At 47.2% G+C, this 12,270-nt stretch carries 9 protein-coding genes; 5 read left to right on the plus strand and 4 right to left on the minus strand.

Annotation, left to right across the window (positions count from 1 at the left end; genetic code table 11):
* The first annotated feature begins 75 nt into the window (after nucleotides 1-75).
* The 3 genes from QUA01_RS08565 to QUA01_RS08575 all read left to right on the plus strand — a co-directional run bounded on the left by QUA01_RS08565 (nucleotide 76) and on the right by QUA01_RS08575 (nucleotide 3,807).
* A complete protein-coding gene (locus QUA01_RS08565; protein ID WP_333089158.1) occupies nucleotides 76-1,704 on the plus strand; it encodes a bifunctional pantoate--beta-alanine ligase/(d)CMP kinase in 1,629 nt (542 codons plus the stop codon).
* Between the two features lie 956 nt (nucleotides 1,705-2,660).
* The gene (locus tag QUA01_RS08570) at nucleotides 2,661-3,596 is read left to right on the plus strand and encodes a polysaccharide deacetylase family protein (protein ID WP_333089159.1); all 936 of its coding nucleotides are present in this window, start codon (nucleotides 2,661-2,663) and stop codon (nucleotides 3,594-3,596) included.
* Nucleotides 3,597-3,678: 82 nt separating this feature from the next.
* Nucleotides 3,679-3,807: a hypothetical protein gene (locus tag QUA01_RS08575; protein ID WP_333089160.1), complete on the plus strand. Its 129-nt coding sequence runs from the start codon at nucleotides 3,679-3,681 to the stop codon at nucleotides 3,805-3,807.
* A gap of 16 nt (nucleotides 3,808-3,823) precedes the next feature.
* Here the strand turns inward: QUA01_RS08575 and QUA01_RS08580 are convergent, their stop codons facing one another.
* The gene (locus QUA01_RS08580; RefSeq protein ID WP_333089163.1) at nucleotides 3,824-4,888 is read right to left on the minus strand and encodes an NAD(P)/FAD-dependent oxidoreductase; all 1,065 of its coding nucleotides are present in this window, start codon (nucleotides 4,886-4,888) and stop codon (nucleotides 3,824-3,826) included.
* A 359-nt stretch (nucleotides 4,889-5,247) separates the two neighbouring features.
* Between QUA01_RS08580 and QUA01_RS08585 the strand changes: the two genes are divergently transcribed.
* Nucleotides 5,248-6,093: a YaaW family protein gene (locus QUA01_RS08585; RefSeq protein WP_333089165.1), complete on the plus strand. Its 846-nt coding sequence runs from the start codon at nucleotides 5,248-5,250 to the stop codon at nucleotides 6,091-6,093.
* 53 nt (nucleotides 6,094-6,146) lie between these two features.
* Nucleotides 6,147-7,688 carry an O-antigen ligase family protein gene (locus QUA01_RS08590; RefSeq protein ID WP_333089167.1) on the plus strand — a complete coding sequence of 514 codons (1,542 nt, stop codon included), beginning with the start codon at nucleotides 6,147-6,149 and terminating at the stop codon, nucleotides 7,686-7,688.
* Nucleotides 7,689-7,849: 161 nt separating this feature from the next.
* Here the strand turns inward: QUA01_RS08590 and glmS are convergent, their stop codons facing one another.
* The 3 genes from glmS to QUA01_RS08605 form a co-directional block, all read right to left on the minus strand.
* Nucleotides 7,850-9,793, minus strand: coding sequence for a glutamine--fructose-6-phosphate transaminase (isomerizing) (gene glmS, locus QUA01_RS08595; RefSeq protein WP_333089170.1), 1,944 nt, complete (start codon nucleotides 9,791-9,793; stop codon nucleotides 7,850-7,852).
* Between the two features lie 161 nt (nucleotides 9,794-9,954).
* The gene (gene psaC, locus QUA01_RS08600) at nucleotides 9,955-10,200 is read right to left on the minus strand and encodes a photosystem I iron-sulfur center protein PsaC (RefSeq protein WP_015175986.1); all 246 of its coding nucleotides are present in this window, start codon (nucleotides 10,198-10,200) and stop codon (nucleotides 9,955-9,957) included.
* Between the two features lie 596 nt (nucleotides 10,201-10,796).
* Nucleotides 10,797-12,011 carry a chloride channel protein gene (locus QUA01_RS08605; protein ID WP_333089173.1) on the minus strand — a complete coding sequence of 405 codons (1,215 nt, stop codon included), beginning with the start codon at nucleotides 12,009-12,011 and terminating at the stop codon, nucleotides 10,797-10,799.
* Between the last annotated feature and the right edge of the window lie 259 nt (nucleotides 12,012-12,270).

Genomic DNA, 12,270 nt, shown 5'->3' on the forward strand with positions numbered 1-12,270 from the left:
TGCAAGATATCAGATGAAACAAATTCTGAGTCAACAAATCTGGCTTCTGTCAAAGGCCTTCAGGAGAAAATAACGGTGCGTCTGTTTACTGCGATTGCAGCACTTCGCTGCTACTTAAATTCACAAAAATCTGCTGCACCTCATTTGACAGTCGGTTTAGTTCCGACGATGGGAGCTTTGCACCGAGGACATCTGAGCTTGCTCCAGCGAGCAAGACAAGAAAATGCGATCGTCGTGGTGAGCATTTTTGTCAACCCGCTGCAATTTGGGCCGAGAGAAGATTTTCAAGATTATCCCCGGAATTTGGAGCAAGACCAATTGCTGTGTTCGGAAGCTGGGGTTGATGCCATTTTTGCTCCCCCAGCAACGGAAATGTTCGGCAACTCAGGGGTCAATTCCCTACGGGATAGCTTCGCCGCGCGTGCAGAAACACACAAAACCGCCCAAACACAAATTCAGCTTTCATCCTTAACTCAAGTAGTACCGCCACCGGCGATGACATCAGTATTGTGCGGCCTAGTTCGGCCCGGTCATTTTCAGGGTGTCGCGACAATTGTGACTAAACTTTTGGGTTTAGTGCAGCCGACAAAAGCTTATTTCGGTCAGAAAGATGCTCAGCAGCTAGCAATTATCCGCCAACTGGCTGTTGATTTTAATTTGCCTGTAGAGATTGTTGCTTGCCCGATCGCCCGCGAAGAGTCTGGACTGGCGATGAGTTCTCGCAATCAGTATTTAACAGCAGAGCAAAAACAGCAAGCCTGCGCCCTCTACCGCGCGCTGCAACAAGCCTCAAAAACTTTTGCTTCAGGCGACCGCACTGCCTCCGCCGCACTTGCTGCCACGCGCGCCGAAGTCGCCAGAGAGCCTGCTGTTAAGCTCGAATACGCCGAACTCGTCGATCCCGAAACTCTCGCACCGTTGCAGGTTGTGGAAACAGCAGGACTTTTAGCCGTAGCAGCCAGAGTAGGCTCTACTCGGTTGATTGACAATATAATTCTGCTGAACCGACGGCCGATTGTGGCGATCGACGGCCCGGCGGGCGCTGGCAAATCCACCGTAACTCGCCAAGCAGCAAAAGCTCTCTCGCTGTTTTATCTGGATACCGGGGCGATGTATCGGGCGCTGACTTGGCTGGCTTTGAAAACGGGGACGCCGATTTCTGACGAATGCGCGATCGCCGAATTAGTCAGTTACAGCTATTTAGAATACAACCTCGATCCCGGAGCTTTGACACTAAAGATTAACGGGGAAGACGTAACCGAAGCAATTCGCAGTTTGGAAGTGACATCCCGCGTCTCAGAAATGGCAGCGATTCCGGCCGTGCGGCAGTTTCTGGTGGAGGAACAGCGGCGCTGTGGCAAAAAAGGCGGAATTGTGGCAGAAGGCAGGGATATCGGCACTAATGTGTTTCCCGATGCGGAGTTGAAGATTTTTTTGACGGCTTCGGTACAAGAGCGATCGCGCCGGCGACTGTTACAACTTAAAGAGAGCGATCGGGCTAATATCAGTTTGGCGCAGTTGGAACAAGACATCGCCCTGCGGGACGAAATGGACAGCACCAGGGAGGTTGCACCTTTGCGAAAAGCTGCCGATGCTGTGGAAATTCAAACAGACAATCTGACTGCTGACGAAGTGATCGATCGGATTGTCGGCTTGTACAAACAGAGAATTGGCCCGCCCCACCCACAAAAAGACTTTGATTGATATATAGCATTTCTGTGCTCTCATATGAGGCCCTATCCGGTATTAGCCCGCGCAGGCCATTGGCCCGCGCAGGCCATTGGCCCGCGCAGGCCATTGGGCACAGCGCGTAGGGCATAGCGCGTAGGGCATAGGGCAAGGCTTCCGTGGGCATACCTCACCACGCTTGAGAACCGCTATAGGTGCAATATTTGAAGTTGAATCAACTTGTAGCGTCAGGAAAAGAGAAGAGTCCGGCTCCTAAGTCCCCCAGAATATAACGAAGACAGTCCAGAATGCTAGTGTCACCTTGAAATCAACTTGTAGGGTGCGTCAGGTGCAACGATCGATAGAATTTCGGCTTTCGTGTCTGACGCACCCTAGTAATTGTGCTTAGGAATAAAAATTTAATAACTTAAGCGATTGGCTCGTTACCAGGCTCTGCCTGGTAATGCAGATCCGGAGGCTCTGCCTCTCTTTACCCTGAGCTTCTGGAGAGAGAGAAGTGTGGCAGATGTTTAAGTTATTAAGTTTTCTATCCTTATTTGATGTCGGGTCAGATTACCATAAAAAAAGCGGTTCGTAGTGCGGACTTAAGTCCGCAACATGAGATCGTACTACATGGGACACGCGCGATCGAATCTTATCGCTGTAAACCGTTGATTGGAGACGATATTAAGCATGAGGACTCTTAAACCGGGTTTAGATCTAGTTTTTTAGTTGAGAAACCCAGATTTTTCAAATAAACCCGGTTTAAGAGCGTAAATCCTGTTAAAATTTCGCCGATTTTTATTGGTTTGGTGGCTTTTTGTACACAAGTCTTAAATTTTTTTATCCTGTCGGAGTTCTGCGCGATCGGTTATTTGCAGTATTAGCATTTTTAGACGCAATCCGATTTAAGATAATTCTCTTAAGTGGATTACTAGGACATAGACATAAAATCTCAAATTAACTGTGCAAGGTGCGAAGGAGAGAATGACGTGACAAAATTGAAACGGCTGTTGAGGCGGCGCAAAAATTTAATCGTTGCTTTTACGGCCGCGGCCGCCAGTTTTTTACTGGGCGTGACGTTGCCAATGAACTTGCGGGCTACTGGGCCAGTGACACCGATGCAGTCGCAAGTGTTGGCGGTATCCGAACCCTCAGAACAAAAGCCGATCGCCAATGTTAACGGAATCAAAGGGGCGATCGCCAGTCGAGTTGAGTTTTCCCAAAAGGCGATCGCCTCTTTGGAGGAAAAGCGCTTTCAATCAAGCCTGCCCTCCGAGTTGAAAGGTGCAACCATCCGTCAGGCGAAACTCGACTCGCGGCACAAAGCGATCGCCCTGACATTTGACGACGGCCCCTGGCCGACAACAACTACACAAATCCTAGATATTCTCAAGAAAAACAATATTAAAGCTACATTCTTCTGGGTAGGAAGGTATCTGCACACTTATCCCGAACTTGGCAAACAAGTAGTGGCTGCAGGTCACGCGATCGGCAACCACAGTTGGAACCACCAATACATTAAGTACAACAAAAACAGTGCAGCTCGGGAGATCGATCGCACGTCATCGTTAATTGAAGAATTGACCGGGGTAAAAACATCGCTTTTCCGCCCGCCGGGAGGCATTTTAAACAATGGATTAGCAGCTTACGCACAGAAGAAAAATTATACAATTGTGATGTGGTCGGCCGATTCTTTAGATTGGCGGAGTGCTACGCAATCGTTGATGGACAACGTACTGCGGCAAGCAAGTTCCGGCGGCATTGTGTTGATGCACGACGGCGGCGGCAATCGATCAAAGACTGTACAAGCTTTGCCCAATATTATTGCTAAATTGAAAAAGCAAGGGTACAAATTTGTAACGGTTCCTGAGTTATTGGAGATGCAAGAAGAAGAGTTAAAGGAGCAAAAAACAGCAAAAAAATAAAAAATTGGGAGAGTGGAATTAAGCGCCATTTTCCCTTTTTTTGTAAGTAGTACGATCGATTTTTCAGAAGGATGCCTATCCTGTGCCACACAAATCGATCGACAATCGCTATGCTGTAACAGAGCATCAGTTCGATCGCGTACCAGCTATGACTGCAGAACCCAACCTAACATCAAGCTTAATTTTGATTGTCCTCCCAGCCGCGCCTTAATTTCGGTGTTAATCACCTATTGAAAGTTTGCATCTAACGGCAAATTCTGTAACTGAGAATTTATCCAAGCAGCCGCCGCCACTCCCGATCGCAAAGCAGCATCAATTTGACCTTCGCCGCACAAATCCCCCGCACAAACCAGCGGCAAAGTCCCTGCCGCAGGCAAACAATCAACAGGCAAAGGATTTCGACAAAAAGCATAGCGCCAGCGGTGAACTTGCAACCATTCCGGCTGATTCAGCCAAGGCATTAAATATTCAGAAGTGCGATCGAGCAATTCCCCGCCAACAGTATTCAAATCACTAGCTTCTAAATAACGTTCCGCAAAATTAGCGCTGCTGTGAACCACAAACACAGGCTGCTGCGGATTGATTCGCTTGCTGCTGTCGAGGCCAACCCAAGCTAAATCAGAATCATCGGGAAAAGAAACAGATTTCCACTGCGGATTGAGATCGCTCAACTCTGAATTTCGTGCTGCAGGATAGCCAGCCATAACTGTAATGCAAGGGTCGTACTCCACAGAACGCAATTTGTCAATAGAATCAGGCGACAAACCGATTTCCGAATCCAAAAACATTAAAGCTTGAGGAGCAGGAATTGCTACAACCACAGCCTTAGCAAACAATTCTTGAGGTATCTCTAAATTGTCGTCCGTAACTTCCAGAGAAAGATGCCACATTTGATTGTCGGTACGAGCAATAGCTTTGACTCGGCGGCCGTACCAAATATCTAAACCCTCTGCGATATACTTACCGACAGTATTCATCCCAGCAGGTGCGACATAATAAGAACAGGGAATAGCAGATATTTCTCCTTGTCGGAATTCTGCCACACTATCCGTCCAGAGTTTCAGGATCTGTCGATCGACCAAAACATCAATTAACGCCTGCACCGCCTCTCCCTGCGGCTCCAGATAGCGAGCCCCGTGATCGGCCCTAGCGCCCTGTACGCGGCGAGTAGCGACTCGTCCGCCGGGGCCGCGAGATTTCTCAACAACAGCCACAGAATAGCCAGCGAGGCGCAACTGCCGAGCGCAAATCAGCCCCGCCATCCCCGCACCGATCGCCACAACATCGAACATAATTAGTCAGTGGTCAGTTGTCAGTGGTCAGTTGTCAGTTGTCAGTTGTCAGTTGTCATTAATAATTAGTCAACAGTCAACACTCAACAGTCAATACTTATCAGTTTAAAGCTGCGGGGGAAGTTTCTGTGCAGTGTTTCAGTTTGCGGCCAAACCCTGAGAGCCGTAGCACAGGTTGCAAGCCCAACGCCATCGCCCTGCACCAAGTAGTAGAATAAGGGACAGCAGGAATCTGTGATTGAGATTAGCTTAAAAAAAATGCCACTGCAGGCAAATTCCCAACCCCGATGGTTGTCAAGCAGCAACAATCTAAAATCTAAAATCTAAAATCTAAAATAACTTTAGCGGAGGGCAAAATCTTGGACGAACTCAGAGCAGCATTAGAATTGACAACAGAAGAAGAATTGCAGCAACTAACAGAACTCTTGTTCAGCCGCAAGTTTAACCCCTTAGATTACGTGCAAACCCCCGCACCCACAGACGTACAAAGCCGCGATCGCGAAGCATGGCTAGACGCCGTAGAACAGCGGTTTCGGTATCTTGCAGCCGACGGGGTGACGGTACTCAGAGGGCGAACCGAACAAGTAACCTACAGACAAGCACTAATTCAAGTTTGTCGCTATCTCAAAATTCCTTATCCCAAACAGTTGTCAACCACCGACTTAGAAGCCGAAGTATTTCTGCATTTAATGGGCCGCGCTTGGAAGCGCTTACCCGCCGACGAACAGCAAGCGCTAACACTGCGCGTACAGCGAGCAATTGTTGATTCTAAACTCTCCCAACCCCTGCCAATTTCTGCAGAAAAAGACCCGCTGGGTTTGCTGTTCAAAGGTGGCAGCGCTTTAGCTGTGAGTTCTATCTTAAAACCCATGTTGCTCAAACTGATGGCCAATCAATTTGCGCTGCATTTTGCCACCTATCAAATGGCCAGACAAGGAGTGCTTGCAGGGAGTGCAACCGCAGCCACCCAGTTTCAAAATTATGTCGCAATTCAGGCGGCGCGGCGCGGGATGGCCGTCAGTGCTGCTCGTTACGGTGCGACGCGGAGCGTGTTTTCGCTGCTCGGCCCGGTGATGTGGACTTGGTTTGTGGCGGATTTGGGTTGGCGATCAATTTCCACGAATTACGGGCGGATTATCCCGACCATTTTTGCCTTAGCTCAAATTCGATTAACGCGATCGGAATGCGCTTGGGAACTAGCCTAACGATTTTGGATTGAAGAATTGAAGAATTGAAGAATTGAAGAATTGGAGTGTGAGTGAATATAAAAAATCGGTGCAAATTAGCTGTTAAACAGACAGCAAAAAATATCAAATCTCGCCTCCAAAAACATCCCGACAGCCGCTTGGTAATTCCTTGGAATTTCGCTCAAATCGGGATGCTGATTTTTCCCTTAATTCCAATATTGGGAGGTTTAGGAATATTCTTAGGATTGGCGGGTACTTGCAAACAAAAAATCCGCCAAATTAGCCGCCGCCCGCTGAATCGAGGATTCGCCATCCTCTTTGCGGTGCTAGTCATCACAACAATTTTTGCTAACAACCGCATCGATGCTGTTTTAGGCTTGTGCAATTTTTGGCCTTACTTTATATTTTTTGCCATTTTCAGCAGTTTAATTCAAACTCCTGCTCAGTTGCGACAAATGTCTTGGACGATCGCAATTAGTGCAGTGCCCGTAATAATTTTAGGTTTGGGACAGCAATTTTTAGGTTGGAGTGGCATCGATTTATTGCAGCCTGTTTTTGGCTGGGTACTCGAACCCAAAGGCAATCCCCCCGGCCGCATGGCTTCTGTATTTATGTACGCTAATATTTTAGCTTGCTATCTGACAATTGCTCTTATTTTAACACTCGGATTGTGGATGGAAGAAGTCAGTTGGCAGTTGTCAGTTGGCAGTTGTCAGTCGTCAGTTGTAAGTCGTCACCAATTCGCGATGCCCAATTCGCGATTCCCAATGCCCACTACCCAATTGCTATTTCTAAGTTTGGCTGTGCTGGGAAATGCTGTTGCTTTGATTTTTACTAATTCTCGAAATGCGTGGGGATTGGCTGTTTTGGCTGTTTTGAGCTTTGCATTTTATGCGGGTTATAAAAAAATATTAGCTGCGGTATTTAGTGGGGTTGGTGCAGTGTTTTTGTCGGCGTTTGGGCCGGAACCGCTGCGACAATATTTACGAAGAATTATCCCGGCTTTTTTCTGGGCGAGACTTACCGATGAGATGTTTCCAAATCGGCCTACTGGTACTTTGAGAACTACTCAGTGGGAGTTTGCTTGGTCGATGACTCAGCAGCGTCCTTGGACTGGTTGGGGACTGCGAAATTTCACTCCTCTCTACGAAGCTCAAATGCACGAATGGCTCGGTCATCCTCACAGTTTGATATTGATGCTGACTGCGGAAACGGGAATACCGGCAACGCTTTTATTTTTGGGTTTAGTTGGCTGGGTTTTGGCTAGAGGTGTTTTGTTGTTGATGAATTGGCCTGTTTCTGCTGCGGACATCCAACAAGAGCAAATAGCAACAAAGGAAGTAGGGGAAAATACTTTATTGCTCAATCAAAACTCTCTAGTTAACAGCACAATTCAGGTATTTTGTCAAGAAGAAAAAACGGACGATCGCCTAATTTTCTTCAGTTATTTATTAGCCTTCGCCGCCTGTACGCTGTTTAACACTGTAGACGTGACGCTGTTTGATTTCCGAGTCAATACAATAAGCTGGTTGCTGTTAGCGGCGATTTGCGGAGTTGGGAATTGGGAATGGGGAATTGGGCATCGGGCATCGGGAATAGGGCATCGGGAATAGGGCATTGGGCATTGGGAATTGGGCATTGGGAATTGGGCATTGGGCATTGGGAATTGGGCATTGGGAATTGGGAATTGGGCGTTGGGCATTGGTAACAGCCAACAGCCAACAGTCAACTGCCAACTGCCAACTGCCAACTGCCAACTGCCAACTAACTTCCCTTATTCCACCGTCACCGACTTCGCCAAATTTCGCGGCTGATCCACATCCAAACCCCGACGTGCCGCAATGTGATAGGCCAACAATTGCAGCGGAATTACTGTCACAATCGGTGACAACAATTCATCCACCAAAGGTACCGGCAAAACGTGGTCAAAAATCTCGGCTTCCGCTGCGCCCTGCTTCGGGGTAACGCCAATTAAACGTGCGTCGCGCGCCTTGGCTTCCTGAGCGTTGGAAAGCACTTTTTCGTAGACGCTTCCGGGCATGGCGATTGCCACTACAGGCACTTTAGCATCCAAAAGGGCGATCGGGCCGTGTTTCATTTCTCCCGCCGGATATCCTTCAGCGTGAATGTAGCTAATTTCCTTCAATTTCAGCGCCCCTTCCAAAGCAATCGGAAAGTTAATTCCCCGCCCCAAAAATATAAAATCTTGGGTATCGGTAAACTGGTGGGACAATTCCTCTACATACTGTTCTTGAATCTCCAAAAACTTCTCAATTTGCCCTGGCAAATGGCGCAAACCAGCAATAATTTCTGTCAATCTCTCCGTGCTGATTGTTTGTCGCCGGTGCGCTAAATCCAAAGCTAATAAATAGAATGCCATCAACTGAGTGACAAAAGTTTTAGTGGCAGCCACACCAATTTCAATACCGGCGTGGGTGCTGATTACGTGCGGCATCATGTGGGCGATCGAGCTTTCTGTTCCGTTAGTAATGCCCAACATTCTCGCGCGAAATTTATCGGTAAAACCCGCACGGCGCTGCTGTTCCATCCCCAAAGCAGCCAGGGTGTCCGCCGTTTCTCCCGACTGCGTTACCCCAATAATTAAAGTATTTGCTGTCAGCGGTGCCGGTGCGTAACGGTACTCAGAAGCGTACTGCACCGCAGTAGGAATATTCGCTAACTGTTCCAACAAATATTTGCCAATTAGCGAGGCGTGCCAGCTCGTTCCGCAGGCTAGAATTGAAATTTGTTCAACATCGGCGCAAAGTTCTTCGGGCAAGTTGAGATTGATGGGAGAGCCCAGATTTCCCGGCTGCCAATCGCTGTCTAAATAAGCATCCAAACAAGCTCGAACTACGGCTGGCTGTTCGTAAATCTCCTTGTGCATGAAGTGTTTGAAGCCTTGTTTTTCGACTAAAACCGGACTCCAACCAAGGATGCGCGGGCTTTTTTTCAGCCTTTCCCCTGTAAAGTTGTAAACTTCGACTCCCATTGGAGTTAGCCTAGCCAATTCGCCATTTTCCAAGGACAAAACGGTGCGGGTGTGAGATATTAAGGCCGGCGTGTCGGAAGCGCAGAAAAATTCACCAGCACCAAAGCCGATAACCAAAGGAGCTTGCTGTCTGGCAACAATTATTTCGTCTGGAAAGTCGGCGCAAATCGCAGCGATCGCAAAAGCTCCTTCTAACCGATTGACAACCTTGGAAACCACTTCCAAAAACGACAAATCAGCAATTTCCTCTGCTGTGGGATCTTTTTCTTCTTCCTTCTGCCTTCTGCCTTCTGCCTTCTGCCTTCTTTCTTCCGCAAAAAAATCAGCTATTAAATGAGGAATAACTTCTGTATCGGTATCCGAGACAAATTTATGTCCCTTCGCTGTCAATTCTTTCCGCAACTCGCGATAATTTTCGACAATTCCATTTTGAACTACCGCAATTCGCCCACTATTATCTAGGTGAGGGTGAGCGTTATATTCCTCTGGTTTGCCGTGAGTTGCCCAGCGGGTGTGTCCGATGCCGATGGTAGCCGGAGAGTCTATCTCTGCTAGCTTTTCCCGGAGGTTGTGCAACTTGCCCTTTGCTCGGATGCAGGTAATTTCTCCTTCGGAGATGGTAGCCAGGCCCGCTGAATCGTAGCCCCGGTATTCTAGTTTCTCCAATCCTGCTAGCAAAATCTCGCTTGCTGTTTGCGTGCCGATATAGCCAACGATTCCGCACATTTAAGGTAAAACTCCTGCTTAGCGATCGCCATAAAACCCAAGTTTTATCATTTTTAGCTTCTTCGTGCCACAAAATGCAGATTTTGCGACTAAAAGAGAGGGGGCAATTTAATCGCCCCCTCTATACGTGCCCGTAATTCGATCGGCGTGTCGATCGATATTTAGTAGGCTAGACCCATACTGCGAGTAGTTTCTGCTCCCAGGTAAACCCGGATGCTCAGAAAATCGGTAGGGCAAGCAGTTTCGCAACGCTTGCAACCTACACAGTCTTCTGTGCGCGGAGATGAGGCAATCTGAGCCGCTTTGCAGCCATCCCAGGGCACCATCTCCAAAACATCAGTCGGACAAGCGCGGACGCATTGAGTGCAGCCGATGCAGGTATCGTAAATTTTGACTGAATGAGACATTGAATAAAGGCTCCCAACGAGTCACTAAAAATTTGCTAGCTCTGCGGATTAACAGATTTGACGGCGACGTGCCACCGCTATAGCCTGCACAGAGAGTTAAGCGTTAGTTTACCGCAGTGGCTGGAAGCACTTCCCCAAAAAGCGACAAAACTTCACAGTTATTCACGCTTCCAGTCCCATAGAAGTAGCTTGAAGAGCGCCCTAGGGAGCTTGCGTGCCCGAGTTCCAGCACTAGGGTATGATTGCGATCGCCGGATTCGGTCTTAACGTGACCGGGGACAGCACTACGGTATGATTTCGATCCGTCGGATTGGATCAGAGCAAAAACTCAAATTCTGACTGCCAAACCGTGCCAATCGATCGACTCAAAGCCGAATTCCTCGAAACTTGTATCCGTTTTTAGGCGGACTCGGCGGAAACAGTGGCTTTTGTGAAGATAAAAAACCGCAAATTGACGAATATCAACGGCGAGATGTTGTTTAATGCAAACATTTTATTTGTAATGGCATAAACTTTGAAGCCTTGAGACTCTAAACTCTCAATTTGCAAGCATTGCTTACCGCTACACGAGCTATAAGAGGAATTGTACCCGTTTGTCAATCTACTTTACGCTGTGAGGCAATGAAGGGAGATCGAGGAGCCAAGAAGAAACCCACGAGACTAGCAAATAGAATCGGTGTAAAAGTGCTTAACCCTGTCAACTTCGCGAGGAGCAGAGTTGTACTAATTGGAGTGCGAGTAACCGTTGAATTCAGAGCAGCCATTACACAAATCATTGCCAAAGTCTCATTCGATCCGATGGGATTCATGATGGTGATTGCCTTTCCTAAACAGGCTCCTATAAAAAATAGCGGAATGATTATTCCCCCTCGCCAGCCCCCATTGATGGTCACACTAATGGCCAATACTTTAACAACAACTAAAGTCAAGAGAAATGTCAAAGAAAAGTTTCCCTCAACAATTTTTTCTATTTGATGTTCCCCAAAGAAACGTGTGAGCGGAAAGTAAGCTGAGAAACCACCAAGTGCTAGTCCGGCTAAAGTAGTTCGCACATAAATGGGACTGCGTATCGAATCAAACAAGCGACCAACACTGCGAAATACGGCGATAAAAAACCACCCCATAATCGCCCCTACAATTCCATAAGCAATCGCTGCGCCAAAGTCATAAAGGCTTTCCACATTGTACTGAGGAAAATTCCAGGTAGGCCCAAGTCCAAGCTGAGTAATTGCGACAAAGATGGTGTAACTTGCACAACTTGCCACTACCGCAGGCAATATTGCTTCAAAATACTCTACAACATTCTGATGATGCAGGATTTCTAAAGCAAAAAAAGTACCGCCTAAAGGAGCGCCGAACAAAACTGTAAAACCAGATGCCATACCAGCAAGACTCAAAGTTCGTAGTGCTTCTCCGCTTAATTTAAAGCGATCGGCTAACCAGGTACCAATTGAACCTGTGACTTGCACCATTGGCGATTCTGGGCCAGCACTTCCTCCACTGGCAATACTGAGTAGCGATGACAGAATCATCGAAGGATTTTCATTCATTGGTAATCGCCCACCCTTGAGATGAATATTGTCAATAATCAACCCAATTTCTCCAGGATTTCCCAGCCAATGAATGAGCAAACCGATGAGCAAACCAGTAAGGGGCATGACGATTAGTAGATAACCTCCACTAAAATTTTCAAATCCCCGCATCATGTAAGACAAACATATCCAATAACTTGCAGCAAATAAACCACAAATTATTCCTAGCATTGCCCATATTAATACCGAACGTGTGAGATTTATTGGGTTTCGTTTCATTGCTTGTTCCTTGTCTCTAACTAGGAAGTTAGGAAGTCTTAAAACTATTTTGTATAATAGTATACTGTTTTTTTGTCTGTATCTTGTATTGACTCAAAAATGTATGAGCCCGATCGGGCTTTCGGCTCGCGGGCTCTGTATAATTCCGATCTAACCGGATTTGATTTGAGTAAAAACTCAAGTTTTTATGCTAATTTCCCAAACTGGTGCAACAGTTGCAAAGGCTTGTTATTTGAGATTCTGGCTTTTAGCAAAATTT

The sequence above is a fragment of the Microcoleus sp. S36a_B3 genome (assembly GCF_036700745.1).
Taxonomy (GTDB): domain Bacteria; phylum Cyanobacteriota; class Cyanobacteriia; order Cyanobacteriales; family Microcoleaceae; genus Microcoleus.